We start from the raw sequence: 24,244 nt of genomic DNA on the forward strand, positions 1-24,244 counted from the left end.
ATTGATTATATATTTATCATACAAAGTAAAAAGATGACGAATAATCTTAGAAATTTGCAAAAAGATCTACGTGCGTTTGCAAAAAAAACAAAAGATTTTAAATACACAGATTCTGCATTGGTCACATTTTTAATGACAGGAGTAGTATCAATTACAAGTAATTTGTTTTCACAAACTACAGATAAAAGCATAGAAAATCAAAAACTGGAGATTTCATCTTCAATAAAAAATATGCATCAAAAGGTTAGGGAAACACGAAAAGAGAATGATAAATTATTAAAAAATACAAATCTTGAACTGATTCAATTAATGGAACAAGGAGATCATGTAGTTAAATCACCTTGGAGTAGCTGGCAGTACGGAATAAACTATTTTAATAATAATTGGAATGGAACATATAAAGGACGTGGAGATAAGAAAACAAAATATCCATACGAAGGAGTATTTGAAAGAAGTTCAGATATTTATGAAAGAACAATCTCACCAGATAGTGAAAATTATGGATTGTTAAGTAGAAACAGAAGAGCAAACTTTGCTTCAGGTTCAGCTGCTGGATACGGTATAGCGAGTTTCAAACCAGTAAGAGAGCCAATTATACCATTTGAAGTAAGGGCTGGAATACGTCCAAGAAGTATAAACAAATCAGCAATTACAATAGCTGATAAAACAGCTATTACTCCTACATTGCCAGAGGCAATTAGCTTTACACCACCAAGTCCAGTTATCGGATTACCAGAATTGCCAGAGTTACCAGCACCACCTACGTTTAATATAGAATTAGGATCTTATTGTAACTATATGACAGGTTGTGGAAGAGGTGTAAGTGGAGGGGCTTATAATTATGATTTTGATACTTATGCTGTTTCTGTTTTAGCTAATGGAACTGTTAGAGGAACACTTGTAGATGGTCGTCCTTCATTAAGACATTCATGGAATACAACAGGAAGCGTTTTATTGAAATCATACTTTGACACAGAAGGAAATTATGATTTAACAACTAATTTAACAGTTAATTCTGAAAATCCGCTTAATGATACTCAAAAGCAGTCTGAAAGAGATGCAAACAGAGGTTATAATGCCCAAAGATTCTTAGTTGGAGGTTCTCGGGTAGCTACAATGGATAATGCACCTGCAAATACAGATGTTAAGCTTGATAATAAAGCAACAGTTAATTTAGTTGGTCCTTTGACAGTGGGATTTGAAGTTCAAACAGATGTATATTATGGAGCAAATGGAAGTAAGAGAGAAATGGTTAATACAGGAACAATAACAGATGCTGCTGAAACAACGCTTGCAACTATTGGTGGACTAAATAAAGGAGATTCTGCACCATTAACTCTTGCCCCTTTATTAGGGAATGAAACTGTTAACATAAATAGAACTGCAGCTGGATACACAGGATATAAAATCGGTATGATATTAACATATGAAAATAATGATACGAGAGTTAATACAAAATATGTATTAACAAATAATGGAACAATTGATTTTGGCGGTGAAAAATCAATAGGAATTCAAGTTTATGCACCAGGTTCACCTTCACTTGTAGAAGTAGCAAATACAAATAAGATGAATATAGGTGGTACAGCAAGTTATGGTATGAAATGGTCTTCACGTGTAGGAGCTAACAGTACAATGATTAATGATAAAAGCGGAGTAATTAACGTAACTGGTGATGCTGGAGTTGATTCTAAAAATAAACCAGTAAATTCATTATCGTCAGGTATTGCTGTAATAGAAACTAATGCGGCAAAAAATGCTACAATAAGAGCGTATCAAGGAAAGGTTGAAAATAAAGGAACAATTAACGTGTCTGGTGGTAAAGGTAATACAGCTATGGTTTTAATTGTAAAAGCAGACGACGATATAACTAATAGTGGAACAATAAATGTTAGCAGTACTGAAAAAAGACAGAACATTGCTATGAGGGTTGATAAAGGTTCAGTTACAACAGATGCTGCAAATGAAACACCAAAGGCAATAAATGATGGAACAATTAATCTAGATGGAGATTCATCAATAGGAATGGTTGGAACAAATGCAGATGTTGTAAATAATGCTAATAAAACAATAGGAACTACTAGCGGAAAGACAATCATTAATGGAATTGGTATGGCAACTAGTGGTGGAAAACTTGACAATGCAGGAAAAATTGAGCTAAAAGGTACAGGAGCATCAACTAATGTTGGTGTGTACATGACAAAAGGAACTGGAAATCCATCAGGAACACTTGCAGCGACAAGTGATATAAGTGTAGAAGGAGACAACTCAACAGGTGTCCTTATTACAAACGGTACATTGAACTATGGAGGAACTACTACTGCTACTGGAAATGGAGTAACAGGGTTAATCATAGGAGACAATACGGCTGCAAATACTGCTGTTGTAACGGCTACAAAAGCTGGGACTGTAACAGTAAATGATGGTGCAGGTGGATCTGCTGGAGTTTATGAATATCTAGCTTCTGATGGTAAAACTAAAATTAAGAAGGGTTCTTATGGTATTGTTGTAGGTAAAAATTCAAAACTTCTAAGTAGTCCTACAGGTAATGTAAATGTAGTTGCTGATGTAAAAGGTACGGAATCAATAGGGTTGTACTCTGGAGAAGGAGCTGAACTTGAAGTTGGAGATCATAATGTAAAAGCCTATGAGGGTGCAGTAAACTATGATGCTGACAAAGGTAAAATAACTTTAAAAGGTACAGGGACTTCAACTACAGGACAAAAATCATTGTTATTCTATCTAGGACAAGATGGTTCAGGAAAGGTTTCAATAGACGGTGCTATGACTGCCACTATTGAAGGAGGAACAACACCTAATGAGAGAGGTAACGCATTCTACTATGTAGGAAATGGTGGAGACTTTGGAAAATCTCAAATTCAAGGATGGGCAAAGAATAACTTTGGAGATGGGACAAAGACAACTTTAGGAAATTTAACATTGAATATGAATAAAGGTTCAAGATTATTTATTGCTCAAAATGTTGGAATGGATTTATCTGATACAACAGGAGATGCTGTTTCAAAGGCTACAGGAGCAAATATAAACGGAACTGACTACAAAACATTCATGTTGTATTTAAGTAAATTGACAATTAATCAGGATGTAAACCTAGATAATGCTAACGATGCATACAATCAGCTTGAAATTTCAAACTCATCAATAACAAATGCGAATACTAAGACTATCACAGGAACAAAAGCTGACCAGGTTGCAATGGCTCAAGAAAATGATAGTAAGTTGTATGCAAGAAACAAAGTTACACTATCAAATGAAGGAACAATTAACTTAAGTGGTACAGGCTCTACAGGAATTTACGCTAAATACGGAGAATTGTATAACAAAGCAACAGGTGTTATGACAATGGGTGACAAATCAACTGCGATTTATGGAATTGAAGATTCATTGATTGAAAATGCAGGAAAAATTACGATAGGTTCAAATTCAACTGGACTGTATTCAGAAGGATCTAAGACACAAACAATAAAAAATACAGGAGAGATAGAATCAGCAGGAAATGATTCAGTTGCAATATCTTACAAACCAGATGCAGCACTTACTTTAGGAACAGTTCTTGAAAATACAGGTAAAATCACAATGACAGGTGACAGAAATACAGCAATGTATGCAACAGGTACGCCTGGATACACGGCTAAGAACAGTGGAACAATTACATTGGGAGATTCAGCATCAATTACGAGTCCTAATGTTGGACTTTATACTGATCATAACACTGTAATATTACAAAATACAGGTAAAATAGAGTCTGGAAACAACACAATTGGAATATATGGACATGCTGTAGAAAATTCAGGTGACTTGAAGATAGGAAATGCAGCAATTGGAATTTATTCTCAAAGTGGAAATGTTAATCTGACAGGAGGAACAATTACAACTGGAACTGATGAGGCAGTTGGAGTTTATACAGTAGGAAGTGGACAAACAGTTACAAATAGTGGTACATCATTTAACATTGGAAATAATTCATTTGGATTTGTAAACGTTGGAACTGGAAATACAATAACTTCAAGTATTTCAAATGTAGGACTTGGAGACAACAATGTGTACATGTATTCAAATGATAAAGCAGGTACAGTAACAAACTTTACAAACATAACTTCTACTGGAGAACAGAACTACGGAATCTATTCAGCAGGTACAGTAACAAATAATGGAAATATTGACTTGTCGAGTGGAAAAGGAAGTGTGGCAATTTACAGTATTAAAGGAGGAACTGCAACAAATAATGCAACAATCACTGTAGGACCATCTGATGTTACAAGTAGTCTTTACTCAATAGGTATGGGAGCAGGATATGATACGATTGATACAGGAAACATTGTGAACAAGGGAACAATTAATGTAAATGGTAAATACAGTATAGGAATGTATGCAAGTGGAGCAGGAAGTACTGCGACAAATGATGGGGATATTTTCTTGAACGAAAGCAACACAACAGGTATTTATGCTGACAATGGAGCGACAGCAATAAATAACAAAAATATTACAACAGGTTCAGGAACTTATACGAATACGGTTGGAGTATATCTAGGAAAAGATTCTAAACTGATAAATAATCCTGGAGCATCAATTAATATAAATGCCAAGAACGGTGTAGGAGTCTACTTAAAAGGAGGAATAGTAGAAAACTACGGAACTATAACAGTAAATGGTGTTTCTAAAACAAATAACAGTGAGACAGATGGTAAACTGATATATGAATTTACAGTTCCTGACACAGGAAAAGGAATAGGAGGAGTAGCAATTGATGCACCTGCAGGAGCACCTACTGCGACAATTACTGTAAATGGAGTACCACAAATACCGACAGTTGTAAATACGACAGGAAGAAATCCAATATCAGTATCAGCTTCAAGTATTGGTCTATATGTAAATACATCAGGAGTTAACTACACAAGATCAATAGACGGATTGCAAAACTTGACAAGTGAAGCAGACTTAATCATTGGTAATGAGGCAGCTGAATCAACAAACAGTAAATATATATTAGTAAATGACCCTAATATAATAAATCCGTATAAAACAGCAATGCTAAGTAATCCAAACATTAAATGGAATGTGTATTCAGGATCAATAGGATGGATTGCAACTCCAACACTGGATCCAAATGATGGTTCAATAACAAGCCTATACATGGCAAAAGTGCCGTACACAGAATGGGCTGGAAGAAAAGCAACACCAATAAACAGTTTAGACACATATAACTTTGCAGATGGATTGGAGCAAAGATATGGAGTAAAAGATTTAGGAACTAGGGAAAGATTAATATTTACAAAACTGAATGGAATTGGAAACAACGAAGAAGTATTGTTGTATCAAGCATTTGATGAAATGATGGGACATCAGTATGGAAACTTACAGCAAAGAATCAATGCTACAGGAAACTTACTTGACAAAGAGTTTAAATACTTAAAACACAACTGGAGAAATCCATCTAAACAAAACAACAAGATTAAAGTGTTTGGTATGAGAGATGAATACAACACTGATACAGCAGGAATCATCAACTATACAAGCAATGCCTATGGTGTAGCTTATGTTCATGAAGATGAAAAGATTAAGATGGGTAACTCAAGCGGATGGTATGCAGGAGCAGTAACAAATAGATTTAAGTTCAAGGATATTGGAAGCTCAAGAGAAGATCAGACAATACTTAAAGCAGGAGTATTTAAAACTATGTCACCAAAAGGAGACCATAATGGAGCATTGCAATGGACAATTGGTGGAGATGCATTTGTAGGTATTAATGCAATGAAACGTAGATACTTGGTTGTAGATGAAGTGTTCCAGGCTAAATCAGACTATCATTCTTATGGAGCGGCAGTTAAGACAGATTTAGGATATGACATTAGAATGAGTGAAAGAACACATTTACGTCCATATGGAGCGTTGAAGATGGAATATGGTAAATTCAATGACATCAAAGAAGATAGAGGGGAAATGAGACTGGAAGTAAAAGGAAACGACTATTTCTCAGTTAAACCTGAAGTTGGAATGGAATTCAGATATGTACAGCCACTTGCAGTAAGAACAAACTTAACAGTAGGAGTAACAGCTGCGTATGAAAATGAACTAGGAAAAGTTGGAGATGTAAACAATAAGGGAAGAGTAAGATACACTACAGCAGACTGGTTTGGAATCAGAGGAGAAAAAGAGGACAGACGAGGGAATGGTAAGTTTGACTTAAATATTGGAGTGGATAACACAAGATTTGGAGTTACAGTAAATGGAGGATATGATACTAAAGGAAATAACGTAAGGGCAGGAATAGGATTTAGAGCTATTTACTAGAACAAAGACAGAAGACAGAATAAAGAAAGAGAGGGCAGCGGAACTTAGGTTTTGCTGTTCTTTTTTAGAAAATAAGTATATTTTGTTTTTATGATTTTTAGAGATTTATGAATAAATTATTGAAATGATTGATAAAATTAAAAAACGTGATATAATACAATCAAAGAAATTTATATTTTATTAAGATTGAAATTATAATATTTTTTTGAATTTCTTATTAAAATATGCAAGAAATTATGTTATAATGTGAAAATATGGATATAAATTTGAACCTAATAAAAAAATTTATAAAAGTAGACAAATTATAATTTTAGTAATAGATTTTGAAATTATAAGTTAAGTTTTAAAAAGGTTTAGTATAAACTAAGAAATAAATGAAAATAATTTTTAGGAAAAGGAGAATTAATAAATGTTATTAGAATTAAGAGAACTTCAAAAAAATACGAAGGAGTATCTAGGTAAAGAAATTGAAATTAATGGATGGGTAAAAAAAATTAGAAGCCAAAAGAACTTTGGATTTATCGAACTGAATGATGGAACTTTCTTTACTGGAATACAAGTTGTATTTGATGAAGAATTGGAAAATTTTGAGGAAATTTCTAAACTTACAATTTCTACTTCTGTTAAAGTTACAGGAATTGTAGTTGAATCGTTAGGAAAGGGACAAGCTTACGAAATTAAAGCAACAAAAATTTCTGTTTATCAAAAAGCCGATTCAGATTATCCGTTGCAAAATAAAAGACACAGTTTTGAATTTTTGAGAACAATTGCACATTTGCGTCCTAGAACTAATGCTTTTTTTGCAACTTTCAGAGTGCGTTCAATTTTATCTTATGCAATTCATAAATTTTTTCAGGAAAAGAACTTTGTGTACGTTCAAACACCTATAATTACTGGAAGTGATGCGGAAGGTGCTGGAGAAATGTTTAGGCTTACGACACTTGATATAAACAATGTTCCAAAAACTGAAAATGGAAGCATTGACTTTAAGCAGGATTTCTTTGGAAAAGAGGCAAATCTTACAGTAAGTGGGCAGCTAAATGTTGAAACATTTGTAACAGCGTTTAAAAATACATACACTTTTGGACCTACATTTAGAGCTGAGAAATCTAATACTCCAAAACATGCTGCAGAATTTTGGATGATGGAGCCTGAAATTGCATTTGCAGATTTGGATGTAAATATGGATGTTATTGAGGAAATGATAAAATATATTGTAAATTATGTAAGAGAAAATGCTAAGGAAGAAATGGAATTCTTTAATCAATTTGTAGACAAGGATCTGTTTAATAGGCTTGATACTTTAGTAAATAATGAATTTGGGAGAATTACTTATACAGAAGCAATTGAAATTTTGAAAAATTCAAAACAGAAATTTGAGTATGAAGTGGAATGGGGAATTGACCTGCAAACTGAACACGAAAGATACTTGGCAGAGAAACACTTCAAAAAACCTGTATTTGTAACTGATTATCCAAAAGACATAAAAGCATTTTATATGAAGTTGAATGAAGATGGTAAAACTGTAAGAGCGGTTGATTTATTAGCACCAGGAATTGGAGAAATCGTAGGTGGAAGCCAAAGGGAAGATGATTATGAAACTCTGTTAGGGAAAATTAAGGAAATGGGATTAAAAGAGGAAGATTACTGGTGGTATTTAGACTTGAGAAAATATGGAAGTGTACCACATTCAGGATTTGGACTTGGATTTGACAGAATGCTTATGTACATTACTGGAATGACAAATATAAGAGATGTGATTCCATTCCCAAGAACTACTAAAAATCTTGAGTTTTAGTATTTTAGGAAATCCCGCTTGACAATATATTAAAGTTGTATTTAAAGAAAAAGTAGAATTATATTTTTTGTATAATTTATGTTAAGGTATAAAAATAATATGGGAACTATATAGTCAGGAGGAAAAATGAGGAAATTAAAACGAATATTAATGGGAATATTGTTACTTTCTTTTGCAACAATTGTAAAGGCAAATTATTATATTGTAGAAAATACAAACAATAATGATGCAACTGCGACAACTGTGGAAGAACCAATAGTGCCAGCAACAAATGAAAATGATGATAGCACACAAAAAGCGCTTGAGCAAGGAAATGAAAAGACGAATCCTAAAGAAGAAAAAAAGACAATTGACACAGGAACTATGCCCGCAACACAGACTGAAGACATCTCAACTGAGGCAAAATATAATTCCTATGCAAATTATGAAAATGCTACACTTGCTAAAAAAAGTTCATCAGCTACATTCAGAATGGCACAGCTTTACTTTCGTGATGGACTTTATGAAAAGGCAGTAAATCTAGCATTAAAAGACGAAGCGCCTGATATTCCTGTAATGTATGTAATTGCGATTGGTTCAAGGCTTATGGGGAATAATGAGCAGTCAATTGATTATTACACTAGAATTTTGTCACAGGATAGCAATCAAGCTGAAGCAAAACTGGGGATAGGCATAGCCTACAAATCAAAAGGGGATTTTTCAAAGGCGTTAGGATATTTACGTGAATACAATTCAAAATATTCTGACGATGAAGTAAAAAAAGAAATTGCAGTATTAAATGAAATATTAGCTAGTTCAAAATAAGAAAATAGGGGGGGAATTATTGTGGAATGGCTTAGATTAAAGGAATATGGGATGAAAAATGCTCATATAAAAAAACTGATGTTAATTTTTCAAGATTTTGAAGAATTGTTTTATGAAGAAAATTTTAAATTATTTAATGATGAATTAAAATATCAGCTGGAAGAAGCAATGAAAATTGATATGAAAGCAAGGCTTGATCTTTATGAGCGAAACAAAGTAAGAATAATAAGTGCAAATGATAAGGAATATCCAAAAAAACTAAAGGAAATAAAGGATTTTCCAGTCTTTTTGTATTTAAAGGGAAAAAAATTAAAAGATTACGATAAAATAAAAATGGATAAAGACAAAATTTCAGTAGATAGTAAGCGAAATATTGGTGTAGTAGGTACAAGAAGAGCTACTAAATTTGGAAAAACAGCCTGTGAAAAAATTGTAAATGAACTTGTGAACTATAATGTAACTATAATTAGTGGACTTGCTGATGGAATAGATACAATTGCATTAAAAACAGCACTGGATAAGGAAATAGAAGTTGTGTCAGTAGTTGGAACAGGGCTGGATGTAGTTTATCCATACGAAAATCGGGATTTATGGGAAAGAATAGGAGAAATTGGAACTCTTATAAGCGAATATCCGCTTGGGACACAACCCACAAGGTGGACTTTTCCTAGAAGAAACCGAATTATAGCGGGAATGTCAGATGGAGTCCTAGTAGCCGAAAGTTTTAAAAAAGGTGGTGCATTAATTACAGCAGAACTGGCTTTTAGCATGAACCGTGAAGTTTTTGCTGTACCTGGATTCATAAATTATCCATCTTTTGAAGGCTGTAATGATTTAATAAAAAACAACAAAGCAAAATTAGTAACTTGCGGGAATGACATTGCTGAAGAATTTTTATGGGATATAAAAAAAGAAAAAAGTAAATTACAAAAACTTACATCAGAAGAACAAATTGTATTTGAAACAATAATGGAAGAAGTAAGTTTTGAACAAATTCTGCAGAATGTAAAAGAAAAAATCGAAAAAAATAAATTGTTTTCAATAATTATGAGTCTAAAAATCAGAGGATTAATTACAGAAACAAATGGGGCGAAGTATATAAGGATAGTATAATTAAAGTAAGGAATTAGTACTATACCTTGCATCCCGCGATTGTCTAAGTATTTTTAATTTAGTAATACAATGGATATTAAAAAAATAATAAGCAAAATTTCGTTAAAAGAAAAATAGCTGTTTGAACTTTTGGAATAGATTGTAAATTAAATAAAATTATTTAGATTGAAATAATTTATATTCAAAAGTGAGTTCTATTTTTCTTTTATAAGAAAGTTTTGCGTAGAGCGTGGGTGCAGGGAGATGGCGTTTGTTCTCCCTGCTTAAAAACTAATATGAATAAAGTAAGAAAAGTAATTATTAATCAAAATAATTTAAAAATAAACATAGATAAGTAGATAAAGAAATAAGGAGAAAATAGAGTTGGCTAGAAAGTTAGTTATTGTTGAGTCACCGTCGAAGGCAAAAACTATTGAAAAAATACTTGGTAAAAATTATGAAGTTGTTGCATCTTACGGACATGTGATTGATTTACCTAAAACGAAAATTGGAATAGATGTGGAAAATAATTTTGAACCTCAATATAAGGTTATAAAAGGGAAAGGTGAGGTTTTAAAGAAATTAAAGGAAAAAGCGAAAAGCGCAAATGCTGTTTATCTCGCATCAGATCAGGATAGGGAAGGGGAAGCGATTGCTTGGCATATTTCTAATTATATTAAGCAGCCTGACAAGGTAAAAAGGATAGAATTTAACGAGATAACAAAGACGGCTGTAAATAATGCGATTAAAAATCCAAGAGATATTAATGATAACCTTGTGAATGCACAGCAGGCGAGAAGACTGCTGGATAGAATTGTGGGATATAAGATAAGTCCGCTTTTATGGAAAATAATTAATCGTAATGCCAGCGCTGGACGTGTACAGTCAGTTGCATTAAAGCTGATTTGTGACTTAGAAGATGAAATAAATGCGTTTGTACCTCAAAAATATTGGGAAGTAAGTGCATTAATTGAAAAAGATATTAATCTTAATTTAGTAAAAATTGCAGATGAAAAAGTGGATAAAATCTTTGATGAAAAAGTTGTGAAAAAATTGAAAAAAGATTTGAAAAATGAAACATTAACGCTTGAAAAAATAGAAGTTAAGAAAAAATCGCAAAGACCACCACTTGTATTTAAGACAAGTACACTGCAGCAGCTTGCTTCATCATATCTTGGTTACGGTGCAAGCAAAACAATGAGAATTGCACAGCAGCTTTATGAAGGACTTGCAATTAATGGTGAAAACAAAGGGCTAATAACATATATGAGAACAGACTCTACAAGAATTTCTGTTGATGCCCTAAATATGGCAAAAGATTACATTACAAAAAACTATGGTGAAAAGTATGTTGGGAGATACGTTGTAAAAAATTCAAAATCAAATGTTCAGGATGCCCACGAAGGAATCCGTCCATCTGATATTAACTTAGTTCCAGATAATATAAAAGTTTATTTGACTAATGATCAGTACAGATTGTATAAATTGATTTGGGATAGATTTCTAGTTTCACAGTTTGCAGCTATGCAGTACGAGCAGATGCAAATTAACGCTGTGAATGGGGATTACAATTTTCGTGGGACTATTAACAAAGTAGTTTTTGATGGATATTACAAGATTTTTAAAGATGAGGATGAAATTAAGACTGGTGATTTTCCAAAATTAAAGGAAGGCAATGTTCATCCAATAGACAAATTGAATGTGGAAGAAGGAATAACAAAGCCTCCAACAAGATTTTCCGAAGCGACGCTTGTAAAAAAACTGGAATCAGAGGGAATTGGACGTCCATCGACTTATGCTTCAATTGTTGAAACGCTTAAATCAAGGGAATATGTTGAACTTATTGAAAAGCGTTTTTATCCAACGTATTTGGGATACGAGGTAAAGGATGAACTTGTCAAGAACTTTAAGGACATTATGAATGTAAAATTTACGGCGAATATGGAAAAGGAACTGGATAAGGTTGAAGAAGGCACAGTTGAATGGATACAGCTTTTGAGAACTTTTTATGATTCGCTTGAAAAGGACATCGACAAGTTTGAGAAGGAAATTGATAAAATAAAAAATCGTAGAATTGTATCGGATGTGCTGGATTCAGAGGGGAATCCAATGGTTTTAAAAACAGGGCTTTATGGGAAATATTTAATCAGCGAAACAAACGAGAAGGAAAAAATTTCATTAAAAGGAATTGCAATATCGCCAGAAGTTCTTAAAAAGGGAGAAATCTTTGTAAAAGAGGAAGTAGAGAAACTTCAAAACAATAAAAAAGGAATTTTAACTGATTATTTTGATGAAGAAGGAAACAGATATGTGCTTAAAGTTGGACGTTTCGGAGAATATCTTGAAAGTGAAAATTATGAAAAAGATGAAAAAAGAATGTCGTTGCCAGCTGAATTGAAGCAAAAATATAAAAAAGGCGCTGTAATAGAGCTGGATGGAGTATTGCAAATAAGCGATGAAATGAAACGGCTTTATGAAATTGACAGAAAAATAATAGAAGAAGCAGGAGTCTGCGAATTTTGCGGAAAACCCTATGAAATAAAAACTGGAAGATTTGGAAAATTTTTGGCTTGTACAGGCTATCCAGAATGTAAAACTATAAAAAATATAAAAACTGGGAAAGTTACAAGAGTGACTGAAAAAGCAGAAAAAGCCAAGAAAACTACAAAAAAAGCGACTAAAAAAACGACAGCTAAAGCAAAATCTACATCTGCAAAGGCTAAAAAGACAGCAGCAACTAGAAAATCTACAGCAAAAAAGTCTAAATAGCTAGAAAAATAATTAATTTATTAAAATATAAGTTTAAAATTATTTTGTTATTTATTATCGGACCAATAAATTGAATAATGTAGAGTGTTATAGATTTTAAATACAATTTTAGATAGTTTTTAAATAAAAAAGAGAATGCTGTAAATGATTGTGTTATAATAAATGGAGAAGTTTTAATGAATAATAGTGACAAAGACGTTGAGAAAGAAAAGGCAATTGGAAATAAAGACAATATAAGAAATGAAAATCTTGTGATGTATGTTGACAAATTTTTGTATTATGAAGAGGTTATTCTTGGGAAAAGTTTTAATACGATTAGAAGTTATCGGAGGGATTTACTGCAGTTTATGGAATATCTGGATGAATATGAGGAAATTCATAATTTTGAAGAAATTGAAATGATGACATTCAGATCTTTTATTGCGTATTTAAATTCTCCGAAAAAACTGGCTAAAGAGGAAGAGAAGGAAAAAAAGGATTCTCAGAAAAATACTGCAAATATAGAAATTGATAATACAGAATCAGAGATTGATAAGATAAAAAGTATTGAAGATATGGAAGAATTAAATACAAAAATGAGTGTCAAGCCAGTGTCTAAAAGAACTATAAATAGGAAGATTTCAGCACTTAGGACATTTTTTAAATATCTTCAGGAAATAAAAGTGATTGAAACAAACAAGGCGGCTTATATTAATGTTCCGAAATTTGAGAAGGAATTGCCAAATGTGTTGAATAGAGATGATTTAAACAGATTGAGAAACGTTATAAATACCGAAAAGATTACTGGAATTCGGGATAGATTGATTATTGAACTCCTTTATTCTAGTGGGCTTCGTTCGATAGAACTTATTAATTTAAGTGAATTTATGATTGATATTGAAGAGCGGGAAATCAGAGTTATTGGAAAAGGGGATAAGGAGCGAATAACTTTTTTTAGTGAAAATGCTAAGAAATGGCTGATAAAGTATATTGAGGAAAAGAAAAGGCAATATGAAAACTACACTAGGGAAGTCTTGATTGTAAACAGTAAAGGAAAAAAATTGACAACCCGTTCATTAAGGAGGCTTATTTCGGCACACGCACATGAAGCGGGGATACAAAAGGAAATAACACCGCATGTATTTAGACATTCGTTTGCAACAGAACTTTTGAATAACGGAGTGGATATCCGATATTTACAGGAATTGCTTGGGCATAGCAGCATTGCGACAACGCAAGTTTATACACATGTGAGCAAGGCTTTCTTGAGAGATATTTATATGAGTACTCATCCATTGGCTAAGGAATAATGGATTTGATTGGATTGAATTTTAATGCAAAAGGAATGAGAAAATAGGAGGAAATTTTGATTATAAAAAAATGTAGCGGTTGTGGAATTGAACTGCAGTTTGAAGATAAAAATAAGGAAGGATATGTTCCTGAAGAGAAGTTTATAACAGAGGATAACTTACTTTGTCAGAGATGTTTTAAAATTAAAAATTATGGGGAAAACCTTGTAAATAATTTTAGCAGGGAAGATTATTTGAAGGAAGTAAATGAATGTGTAAAAAAATCTGATATAATACTTCCAATTTTTGATATTATTGACTTTGAAGGTTCATTTACTGAGGAAATCTTGGATTATCTAAGAGATTACAGATCTATAATTTTAATTAACAAAATAGATTTGCTGCCTGACTTTATACATCCAACTGAAATTTCCAACTGGGTAAAGGACAGGCTTGCCGAAGAAGATATTGTACCCGATGATATCGCTTTTATCAGTGCGAAAAATAAATACGGAGTAAATGGAATAATCAGAAAAATTAAAAATATTTTTCATAACAAAAAAGTAAAGGCAACTGTACTTGGAGTTTCAAATGTTGGGAAATCATCAGTTATAAATTTACTTCTTGGGAACAATAAAATAACGACCTCTAAATATTCTGGAACTACTTTAAAATCAATTAATAATAAAATTCCAAATAGTGAAATTACGATAATTGACACGCCTGGACTTATTCCAGATGGAAGAATTTCTGATTTGATTAGTGTAGAAAATGGATTAAAGTTAGTGCCAGCTGGAGAAATTTCACGAAAAACTTTTAAACTTGAAGAAAATCAGGTATTTATGTTTGATGTTTTCTGCAGATTTAAAATACTTGGAAATGAACTTCTGGAAAGTGGAAGCAAGCCTATATTTTCTGCTTATGCTTCAAAAAGTGTGAAGTTTCATGTGGCTCGTGAGGAAAGAGTGAAAGACTTGCTAAATGGAAATTACTTTGAAATTTTACAAGGAGCTGAAAAAGAAAAATATTTTCAAAATGAATTTGTAACTCATGAAGTGGAAATCGGGGAAAATGAGGAACTGGTAATAGCAGGGCTAGGATGGATAAATGTTAAAAGAGGTCCACTAAAGGTACAATTGGAAGTTCCAGAAAATGTAAAAGTGATTGTTAGACCGTCAATTTTTAAAAATAAAAAATAAATTTAAGAAATTATTAGAAACTTGAATTTAGTGAAGGTTTGATTTTTGAAAAAACAGACTAAAAAAATAGGAAAATTGAAATAAAAAAATCTAAAAGAAGGAGGGCGTGATTTTTTACATTGTAATTATTAAATTTAAAATTTTGTAAATTTCATGCGGGAAAATGGCTTTTGATAACGATTATTATGTAAATAATAGAGCAAAAATGACTAGAAAAATTGCTCTTCGTGGAATAACTTTTCTTATAGTTGTATTTATCGCAATGCTAAATGTTGTGATTTTATTGTCAAGAAAAGTAGATAAACTTATAACGGCGGATATTCAGGTAGAAACTATAAAATTACAAAATGCAGTAAAAAAATTTAATGAAAAAACAGGTTCTAATCCTAAATTGGAGGGATTAGAAAATAATCTTCATGATGTAAAGAGTTCAGATGGAGTGTATAATTTTGGGACTTTTTATGGAAGTGAGAAAATTTATGAAATTCCTGAAAGCATAAAGGATTCTAGGGAAAGAAGCAATAGAATTGTAACAAAAAAGGATAAAAAAGGTGGATGGGTTTATGATCGGTTAAAAGGAACGATTTCACCAAATATTTAAAATTATAAAATGGGGGAGTTAAAAAACTCAATTAGAAAGAAGATTAGTAAAAAAAATGAAATTTTCAAGTTTGGGAAGTGGAAGTAGCGGAAATTCAAGCTATATTGAGATGGGCAATAAGAAATTTCTTATAGATGCAGGATTTAGTGGTAAAAAAATTGTAGAAAAATTGAATAATATTGAAAAAAGAATTGATGATATAATGGGGATATTTGTGACACATGAGCATTCTGACCATATTCAAGGACTTGGTGTTGTTTCACGAAAATACGATATTCCAATTTATCTTCATGAAGTAACTTATAATGTAATTAAGGATAGAATTGGAAAAATTGAGAAAAAAAATTTAAATTTTATAAGAGATGAAAAAATTGTTATTGACAATTGTGTGATAAATAATTTTGAAGTAATGCACGATGCTGAAAAGTGCTTGGGATACACATTTGAATATGAAGGGAAAAAATTGTCCTATGCAAGTGATGTTGGCTGTGTAAACAATATTATTAAGGAAAATTTGAAAAATAGTGATGTAATTGTGTTGGAAAGTAACTATGACTATAATATGCTGATGACAGGCCCTTATCATTGGGAACTGAAAAACCGTGTAAAAGGAAGAAATGGACATTTGTCAAATGCAGAAGCATCAAAGCTGATTGGGCAAGTGCTTAGCGAAAAACTGAAAAAGGTTTATTTAATGCATATAAGTAAGGATAATAACACGCCAGAGCTGGCTTATAATTCGCTGTATCAAATTTTGGAGCGGGAAAATAAAAGCCATTTGGAAATTGAAATTATTAACGAAGAGGGAACAGAAATTTATAAAATATAGAATATTAGAATAAAAAATAAGGAAAAAGTTATGTGGAATGACTTAAAGCTAGAAATCGAGATTTGTACTAAATGTATTTTGGAAAAAACTAGAATTAATCCAATTGTTGGTGAAGGAAATAAAAAATCGGAAATTTTGTTTGTGCTTGATAGTATAAGTGAGGAAGAGGATGTAAAGCAGAAACTTTTAGTTGACAAAAATGGAAAATATTTCAAAAAATTTTTGGAGTATTCAAAGCTGGATTTGAATAAATGTTATTTTACAACTCTCACAAAATGCAGTTCACATGGTAATTTAATCGAGAAAGACAGTATTACAAAGTGTAATGAGTTTCTTGTAGCGCAAATTGCCTTAATTAATCCAAAGTACATTGTAACAGTTGGAGAAAGAGCGACTAAATCACTTTTAGAAGATGTAGAAAAAGAGGATATAAAAGATTTGGTAGGAAAAGTGTTTGATTTTTATGGAGAAATTAAGGTTGTACCGATTTACGATATTTCCTATTTGTTTAAAGCGACAGATAAGGAAAAATGGAAATTAATAAAAATTTTGGAAAAATTATAAAAGAAGAAAGGAAACCAAAGAAGAATGATAGGAATAGGAATTGTAGGATTACCAAACGTGGGAAAATCAACATTATTTAACGCAATAACAAAAACACAGAATGCAGAGGCGGCAAACTATCCATTTGCAACAATTGAGCCAAATGTAGGGCTTGTAAGCGTGCCAGATCCACGTTTAAAAGATTTGGAGAAAGTAGTTAACCCAGAAAGAACGGTTGGAGCGACAGTTGAATTTGTAGATATCGCAGGACTTGTAAAAGGTGCATCAAAAGGGGAAGGACTAGGAAACCAGTTTTTATCAAATATTAGAAATACAGCTGCAATTTGTCAGGTTGTAAGATGTTTTGATGATGATAATATTATTCACGTGGAAGGAAGCGTTGATCCTATAAGAGATATTGAAACGATTAATGCAGAATTGATTTTTGCTGATTTAGAAACAGTTGAAAGGGCGATTCAGAAAAATCAGAAGCTGGCTCGTGGAGGAAATGCAGAAGGAAAAGAATTAGTCGCAGTTCTTGAAAGATGTAAAGTTCATCTGGAGGAATTTAAGTTGTTAAAAACATTGGAATTTACCCAAAGAGAAGAAGAATTAATAAAAGTTTATCAATTTTTGACAATAAAGCCAATGATGTTTGCCGCAAATATTTCGGAAGAAGACTTGACGGCTGGAATTGAAAATGATTACGTAAAAAAAGTGCGTGAATTTGCAAAGCAGTATGACAGCGAAGTAGTAACCTTTTCAGCAAAAGTAGAAGCAGAATTAATTGAAATAGAAGATGAAGAAGAAAGACAAATGTTCATTGACGAATTAGGAATAAAAGAACCAAGTCTAAATAGACTAATTAGAGCAGGATTCAAATTGTTAGGACTAATCACATACTTTACAGCTGGAGTAAAAGAAGTAAGAGCATGGACAATAAAACAAGGGACAAACGCTCAAAAATCTGCCAGTGAAATTCACACAGACATTGAAAAAGGATTTATCAGAGCCGAAGTAGTGTCTTTCGACAAATTCATCGAACTAAACGGATGGAACGGTGCAAAAGAAAAAGGTGCAATGAGACTGGAAGGAAAAGAGTACATTGTGCAAGATGGGGATGTAATGTTCTTCAGATTTAATGTTTAAGAAAATATTTATTAATTTTAGAAGCTCTTTTTTAAGTTTGTTGCTTATTAAGGAGCTTTTTTGAATTATTTAGGAGATTAAAATGAAAAAATTTGAGATTTTTGTTAAATTATTTACAATACTGCTAGTTATTTTTTGTTTTGAAAGTTATTTTAAAGGAGAAATTATACAAAAAACTTTTATGGAAATAAATGAATATTATCATCTTGAAAGTGGACCCGATCCTTTTTATTCAGTATTTATATGTGAGTCAAAAGGTAATAAAGTTAATTTGGATTGTTTTGTTGTAGAAGAAATTTCAAATCAGGATAAAAATTATTTAATAGGGAAAATGGAAAATAACCAATATTTTTATATTAATTATTCAGATAATAATAAAAAGAAATTTAATTTAACAAAAGAAGACATAGAAAAAATTTTTTCTCAAAAAATTAAATTGGAAAAAGCTAAAAAATATATAAATAAATATGGTAAAGATGAATTTAATCTATTTTACGAAATGTTAGTTGCTAAATTTATAATAGCTTTATTTTTTAGCCCTGTTATTTTAATATTAATTAAATTTAAAATATATCCAAAATCTTGGGATAAAGAGTAAAAGTCCTGATTTTTAAAAGTTAGAGAAATTTATTACCTAGATTATTCTAATTTATATATTCTGCTTTTAGGCAATAGCTATTTTTAAAATTATAATTGAAATTAAATTAAAAATATAGTATAATAAAATATATATTAATATTTAATTAATAATTTGTTTTAAAAATATCAATTAAGTACTAAAATAAAAGATTTTTAAATTTCAGATTATTTTGACTAATAATTACTTTTTATTTATATTTTTGAAAATTTTTTTTATTATAATTGTTATAAAGTGTCGTGATTTTCTTGGAATAAAAACGACTAAACACATTTATGTGTTTCTTTCGCCATAACCTTTATCGCAAATGTATTTTATGGAGTTGTTATAGTCTTTATTTGCGAAAGTGAGCGTTAGCGAGTTTCGTTTTCGTAGTAATTCAGGCTTATCCAAATAATAAATGTTTTGACTACTTCCCCAAATAAAATTTGGGAATATTTCAAAAAAATGCTTAGACGAGCGGGGATTGTAAAGGGGATGGCGATTGATTCCCTTTACGTTATAAAAAAGAAAAAATCTATAAATTATCGAAAAAATTTTTATTAACAACAATTCTCTTTTCAAAAATTAGAAATAATTGTTATTTTAGTACTTAAGGATTAAATTGTAAAATGATTGTTAAATAAAATTAATAAAAGGAAATAATTGAGGTGGTAAAAATGAGTAAAGATGTAATTGTTGAAAATATGTATGAAGGGAAAAATATTGGAATCATACTGAATAAAACAAAGTTAGAGAATTTTGTGATTCAGGAATTTGTATTGGATGAAAATATTAATGAACATCAGAAGCTGGAAATTCAATTGGAAATGGATGATGAGCAGAGAAAAAATTTAGAAAGAATTATTGAAAAGGAAGATGTTGGGATTGAAATTGAGCTTGCTAATGTAGATAAGGATATCAAAAGGAAAATTTTTAGTGGGATTGTTGATTATTTTGAGATTCTGGATTATGGGAGTTATGGGTGCAGAATTTTGATGAAGGCGTTTTCTAAAAGTGTGCTTTTTGACAGGAAAAATGAGAAGAAGTATAGGGTTTTTCAGGATAGGAATTTAATGTTTTCAGATATAATTGATGAGATTAATAAGGATTATGCTGATAAAAAGTTGGAAATAAAGTATTCTGATATTGCCAAAAAGCAGATAGGTAGTTTGATTGTTCAGTTTGATGAAACAGACTGGGAATTTTTGGTAAGGCTTGCAAGTCAATTAAAAACTGGGATGTTTGTAATTGAACAGGGAATAATATTGTTTGGAATCGTGGAAATGGGAGAAATTAAGAAGGAAAATAAATATTTTTCAGATTATTCACTTGTGAGAGATTACAAAAATCTATATTATAAAGTGCAGTCAAATAAAGTAATAAATTTGGGAGATACTGTTTCCATTTCTGAAAATGCTGTAGAAAATGAAGGAAATGATAAAGATTCTGGTGGGAATAAAGGCAATTTTTCTGTATTAAAAACTAGGATATTTTTGAAGGATTTTATTTTAAAAAGTGAATTTTTAGCAACAGATATGAGCGGTTATCACATATTCAAGAAATATAATGAAAAAATAAAAGGGTGTAGAATTGAAGCAAATGTTGAACGGGTGTTCGAAGATGGTGGAATTGCGAAAATGGAAGTCAGATTTGCAGAGGGACTGAAAAAAATTGTTCAGGAAAGAAGCAATGAGGAAAGTAATGATAAAGCGTACGATGATTATGGGATAAAAAGATTTCCATTAAGTTATCAGACCTTTTATTCGCAGACAAATACTGGATTTTTCTGTACTCCCGAAATAAATGATACTGTGGAAGTTTATTTTCCAAATGAAGATGAGCGATTTGCAAAAGTGTCATGGGCAATAAACAATAAAGGAAATGGAAGATTTAGCGATTATACCAAAAGAAATTTTCAGGTTAATCAGAGTGATTTTAACTTTAGCTTGAATTTGAATAGTTTTGAAGTGAAAACAGCTGAGAAATATAGCGTAGAATCACCAAATATAGTTGAAAATGCAGATAATTTTGTAAATAAGGCTAATCAAAATATGATAGTGGCTTCTAATAATTATTTGGGGATAGAGTCGATTGGGGATGCTGATTTTTATGGCTCTAAGATAAATATTATTGGGAAAGAGAAGGAAATAACGATGGAATCATTAAGTTCAGATGTGAGAATTAAAGGGAAAAAAGTTCACAGTAATTAATAGTAGTTAATAATAAAAAATACAGGAGAATAATAAGGTTAGTTAAAACTAACTGTTCTTCCTGTATTGAAAAGATTTTAGTATAATTTATTTTTTTCTTTTGTTTCTTATAAATTGTATAAAAGTTATAATTTCCTGTTTTTCTGTATCTGTATAGTTTTGGGAATTTAAAACATATTCATCTAAATCATCATCTGGAATTAAATCAGTTTGCCGATTTAAGAAATAACTTGTGATTGCTCCCGTAATCATTCCAAAAGTTCCCATTCCAATGAGTATCAGAAAAATAGCAATTATTCTTCCAATAAATGTATGTGGATATACATCTCCATAACCAACAGTAGTCGCAGTTACAAAAGCCCACCATAGGCTATTAAAATACGAGAGTTTTTCGACATAGGAAACTATTAGGGCAGATACTATGATTCCAAGTACAGCAAATATTAACAAATAAATAAGTCCATTTGCTCTCAAGATTTTTTTTATTTTTTTATAGAATTTTTTTACAGATAAATAAGTTTTTGTCAGTTTTAAATGTTTAAAAACTCTGGCTAAACGTCTAATCTTAAAAATTCTGAATAGCCTAAAAATAGAATAATACGGAATAATTGAGATTAAATCAGGAATATTGCTTTCAATAAAATCTAATTTATTGTCTGAATTCGTAAAACGTATAAAATAATCAGCTGCAAAAATTAAATAGATTGATACATCAATAAATTCCAGAATTGGATTATTAAAAATACTAATATCACCGTGTAAATCTAAAAGTGTAGTGACAAAGCTGTATAATGCCAAGAAAATAAAAATAACCTGGTAACTTATACGGAATCTTTTGTTTTTATGTAATTTTTCAATTTTCTTTTTCATAAAAACTCCTGTTTTATTTAATAACCTTTCTATATGTTACTAATAACGGATTCCAAACACTTGCATTTGTTGGAGAATATGCAAAGTCAATTTCTATGAATTTTTCAATAGGTGTTTCAAGTGCAATAACAATAGCCATCTGATCAACAAATTGTGCAACAGCTTCTTTTCCAACCATTGCTCCACCAAGAATGATTTTTTTATCTTTATCGTAAATAATTTCGGCACTTGCAGGAACAGAGTCTTCAAAGCCAGAATTTTTATACATTGCTTTCATTGAAACTATATCAGCATTGTATCCTAATTGCAGGGCTTCTTTTAGGGAAAGTCCAGTTTGTGCTAGTTTTACATCATAGAATGAAGTTGCGAAAGAACGGATTAAACCTTTCCAGCTTACATTTTTTCCAGATAGATATTTTGCAAGGAACATTCCGTGCTTGTTTGCCACATCTCCAAATGGAGCGTATAAATTTCTATTTGTTTTGTAATATTTATTAAAAATACAATCTCCAATTGCATACACATCTTTAATGTTTGTTTCGAATTTATCATTTACAGCAATTTTTCCAGAATCAGTTTTTAATTCTTTCGGCAAGAAATCAATGTTTGGAGTAATTCCGATACTAAATAATGCAATATCAAAGTCTACAGTTTCGCCATTATCCAGTTTTACTGATTTTGCCACATTGTTTTCAGAAATAATTTCTGAAACGCCTGAATTTAACTTTAATGCAACCTCATTTTTTTCTATTTCTGTATAAATTCTTTTCTTCAAAGTTTCAGATACATTTGGAAAAATTTGATCAGCCTTTTCAATCAATGTGACATTTAACCCATTTTTTCTAAATGATTCAGCCATTTCCAGTCCAATAAATCCAGCTCCTACAACAACTGCATTTTTTAATTTTGATTTATTTTCATTAAGATAATCTTTTATTTTAAAGGCATGTTCTGCGTGAGATAAAGTAAACACATTTTCCAAATCCTTTGAATATCCAGCAATATTTGGCACAAAAGATTTTGCCCCAACGGCAATTACCAGTTTGTCGTAAAAGATTATTCCGTTAATTTCATTTCCTTTTACTGTTACAGTCTTATTCTGAAAATTTATTTCTGTAACTTCGTGATGAATTTTTACTTCAATTCCACGATTTATAAAATCTTCAGGTGTTCCATGCAGAACATCACTTTTCTTCAATTCATCAGCAATGAAATAAGGTGTTGGACATCCAGCCCAAGCCACATAAGAGGATTTTTCAAATAAAATAACCTCATCTTCAGGGTTTGCTTTTTTATATTGAGTCGAAAACATCATTCCAGCTGCTCCGCCTCCGATTACAACTATTTTCATAATATTTTTTGCATGATAATTTATAAAATCATACACTCCTTTCATTTTTTGTTATTTTTGTTCTTGATTCATTTTATTAAATAGATACCTAAGTCTGCTTGCTACCATATTTATACCTACTTTGTTGTCTTTCCCACGTGGAATTATAACATCTGCATATCTTTTGGAAGGCTCAACAAATTCCAAATGCATTGGTTTCACTGTATTTATATACTGATTTTTTACACTTTCAAAACTTCTTGCCCGTTCGTTTAAATCTCGTTCGATTCTTCTAAGCAGTCTTTCATCATCATCAGTATCAACAAAAATTTTTGTATCAAAAAGACTTCTAATTTTTGATATTGCAAGGACTAAAATTCCTTCAACAATAATTATATTTGCAGGCTCAATATGCTGAGTCTCATCAACTCTGTTATGAACCTGAAAATCATAAATAGGCTTTTCAATAGATTTTCCATCCTTCAATGCAAGTATATGCTTTTCAAGCAAGTCAAAGTCAATTGCATCTGGATGATCATAATTCAATGCAGTTCGCTCTTCATAAGTCAAGTGATCATTTCTCTTATAATATGAATCCTGTTCAAGCAAAATTGAATAAATCCCTGTTTTTTCCAAGTTTTTAATTATGGCTTGAGTAACGCTAGTCTTACCAGAACCAGTACCTCCAGCAATTCCGACAATTATAGTTTGATAGCTCATAAAAATATTTCCTCCTGAATAGATTTTAGTAATTTTTGAATTTTTTTAGAAGACTTGTATCTTTTTATAGTTTTTAAATAATTTTAGCATTTTTTTTGCAGTTTTACAATAATGTAAAAGTTTAAAATTGT

At 31.2% G+C, this 24,244-nt stretch carries 16 protein-coding genes; 13 read left to right on the top strand and 3 right to left on the bottom strand.

Going from position 1 to position 24,244, the window contains the following annotated elements; all coding sequences use genetic code 11:
* The first annotated feature begins 54 nt into the window (after positions 1–54).
* The 13 genes from QU666_RS06490 (at position 55) to QU666_RS06550 (ending at position 21,193) form a co-directional block, all read left to right on the top strand.
* Positions 55–6,312 carry an autotransporter-associated N-terminal domain-containing protein gene (locus QU666_RS06490; protein ID WP_304984787.1) on the top strand — a complete coding sequence of 2,086 codons (6,258 nt, stop codon included), beginning with the start codon at positions 55–57 and terminating at the stop codon, positions 6,310–6,312.
* 409 nt (positions 6,313–6,721) lie between these two features.
* Positions 6,722–8,110, top strand: coding sequence for an asparagine--tRNA ligase (asnS, locus tag QU666_RS06495; protein ID WP_021768182.1), 1,389 nt, complete (start codon positions 6,722–6,724; stop codon positions 8,108–8,110).
* Between the two features lie 126 nt (positions 8,111–8,236).
* On the top strand, positions 8,237–8,914 hold the full coding sequence (locus QU666_RS06500; protein WP_021768181.1) for a tetratricopeptide repeat protein: 678 nt from the start codon (positions 8,237–8,239) through the stop codon (positions 8,912–8,914).
* Positions 8,915–8,935: 21 nt separating this feature from the next.
* Positions 8,936–10,027, top strand: coding sequence for a DNA-processing protein DprA (gene dprA, locus QU666_RS06505; protein ID WP_021768180.1), 1,092 nt, complete (start codon positions 8,936–8,938; stop codon positions 10,025–10,027).
* A gap of 363 nt (positions 10,028–10,390) precedes the next feature.
* On the top strand, positions 10,391–12,775 hold the full coding sequence (gene topA / locus QU666_RS06510) for a type I DNA topoisomerase (protein ID WP_021768179.1): 2,385 nt from the start codon (positions 10,391–10,393) through the stop codon (positions 12,773–12,775).
* A 176-nt stretch (positions 12,776–12,951) separates the two neighbouring features.
* Complete coding sequence (locus QU666_RS06515; protein WP_021768178.1) at positions 12,952–14,064, top strand: tyrosine-type recombinase/integrase; 1,113 nt, start codon at positions 12,952–12,954, stop codon at positions 14,062–14,064.
* Between the two features lie 56 nt (positions 14,065–14,120).
* On the top strand, positions 14,121–15,242 hold the full coding sequence (yqeH, locus tag QU666_RS06520; RefSeq protein ID WP_021768177.1) for a ribosome biogenesis GTPase YqeH: 1,122 nt from the start codon (positions 14,121–14,123) through the stop codon (positions 15,240–15,242).
* A gap of 163 nt (positions 15,243–15,405) precedes the next feature.
* Positions 15,406–15,843: a hypothetical protein gene (locus QU666_RS06525; protein WP_021768176.1), complete on the top strand. Its 438-nt coding sequence runs from the start codon at positions 15,406–15,408 to the stop codon at positions 15,841–15,843.
* A 55-nt stretch (positions 15,844–15,898) separates the two neighbouring features.
* A complete protein-coding gene (locus tag QU666_RS06530) occupies positions 15,899–16,672 on the top strand; it encodes an MBL fold metallo-hydrolase (RefSeq protein ID WP_021768175.1) in 774 nt (257 codons plus the stop codon).
* 30 nt (positions 16,673–16,702) lie between these two features.
* Positions 16,703–17,236, top strand: a complete 534-nt coding sequence (locus QU666_RS06535) for a uracil-DNA glycosylase family protein (protein ID WP_021768174.1) — start codon at positions 16,703–16,705, stop codon at positions 17,234–17,236.
* 24 nt (positions 17,237–17,260) lie between these two features.
* Complete coding sequence (gene ychF / locus QU666_RS06540; protein ID WP_021768173.1) at positions 17,261–18,364, top strand: redox-regulated ATPase YchF; 1,104 nt, start codon at positions 17,261–17,263, stop codon at positions 18,362–18,364.
* Between the two features lie 82 nt (positions 18,365–18,446).
* Positions 18,447–18,962: a hypothetical protein gene (locus tag QU666_RS06545; RefSeq protein WP_304984788.1), complete on the top strand. Its 516-nt coding sequence runs from the start codon at positions 18,447–18,449 to the stop codon at positions 18,960–18,962.
* 698 nt (positions 18,963–19,660) lie between these two features.
* Entirely contained in the window at positions 19,661–21,193 is a 1,533-nt protein-coding gene (locus QU666_RS06550; RefSeq protein ID WP_021769491.1) for a contractile injection system protein, VgrG/Pvc8 family, read from the top strand.
* An 87-nt stretch (positions 21,194–21,280) separates the two neighbouring features.
* Here QU666_RS06550 and QU666_RS06555 read toward each other — a convergent pair whose 3' ends face one another.
* The 3 genes from QU666_RS06555 to udk are packed head-to-tail and all read right to left on the bottom strand — an operon-like array spanning position 21,281 to position 24,113.
* Complete coding sequence (locus QU666_RS06555) at positions 21,281–22,063, bottom strand: potassium channel family protein (RefSeq protein WP_021769492.1); 783 nt, start codon at positions 22,061–22,063, stop codon at positions 21,281–21,283.
* 13 nt (positions 22,064–22,076) lie between these two features.
* Positions 22,077–23,414 carry an FAD-dependent oxidoreductase gene (locus tag QU666_RS06560; RefSeq protein ID WP_036071175.1) on the bottom strand — a complete coding sequence of 446 codons (1,338 nt, stop codon included), beginning with the start codon at positions 23,412–23,414 and terminating at the stop codon, positions 22,077–22,079.
* 51 nt (positions 23,415–23,465) lie between these two features.
* Positions 23,466–24,113, bottom strand: coding sequence for a uridine kinase (gene udk, locus QU666_RS06565; protein ID WP_021769494.1), 648 nt, complete (start codon positions 24,111–24,113; stop codon positions 23,466–23,468).
* Positions 24,114–24,244: the final 131 nt, after the last annotated feature.

The sequence above is a fragment of the Leptotrichia sp. HMT-225 genome, from assembly GCF_030644325.1.
In the GTDB taxonomy this organism is placed as follows: Bacteria; Fusobacteriota; Fusobacteriia; order Fusobacteriales; family Leptotrichiaceae; genus Leptotrichia; species Leptotrichia massiliensis.

Bases quoted from the DNA above. Each gene is read 5' to 3' on its own strand.
- QU666_RS06500 (WP_021768181.1), top strand. From the start codon at position 8,237: ATGAGGAAATTAAAACGAATATTAATGGGAATATTGTTACTTTCTTTT.
- QU666_RS06560 (WP_036071175.1), bottom strand. From the start codon at position 23,414: ATGAAAATAGTTGTAATCGGAGGCGGAGCAGCTGGAATGATGTTTTCG.
- ychF (WP_021768173.1), top strand. From the start codon at position 17,261: ATGATAGGAATAGGAATTGTAGGATTACCAAACGTGGGAAAATCAACA.
- QU666_RS06545 (WP_304984788.1), top strand. From the start codon at position 18,447: ATGAAAAAATTTGAGATTTTTGTTAAATTATTTACAATACTGCTAGTT.
- QU666_RS06555 (WP_021769492.1), bottom strand. From the start codon at position 22,063: ATGAAAAAGAAAATTGAAAAATTACATAAAAACAAAAGATTCCGTATA.
- QU666_RS06535 (WP_021768174.1), top strand. From the start codon at position 16,703: ATGTGGAATGACTTAAAGCTAGAAATCGAGATTTGTACTAAATGTATT.
- asnS (WP_021768182.1), top strand. From the start codon at position 6,722: ATGTTATTAGAATTAAGAGAACTTCAAAAAAATACGAAGGAGTATCTA.
- QU666_RS06550 (WP_021769491.1), top strand. From the start codon at position 19,661: ATGAGTAAAGATGTAATTGTTGAAAATATGTATGAAGGGAAAAATATT.
- QU666_RS06515 (WP_021768178.1), top strand. From the start codon at position 12,952: ATGAATAATAGTGACAAAGACGTTGAGAAAGAAAAGGCAATTGGAAAT.
- QU666_RS06525 (WP_021768176.1), top strand. From the start codon at position 15,406: ATGGCTTTTGATAACGATTATTATGTAAATAATAGAGCAAAAATGACT.
- udk (WP_021769494.1), bottom strand. From the start codon at position 24,113: ATGAGCTATCAAACTATAATTGTCGGAATTGCTGGAGGTACTGGTTCT.
- QU666_RS06530 (WP_021768175.1), top strand. From the start codon at position 15,899: ATGAAATTTTCAAGTTTGGGAAGTGGAAGTAGCGGAAATTCAAGCTAT.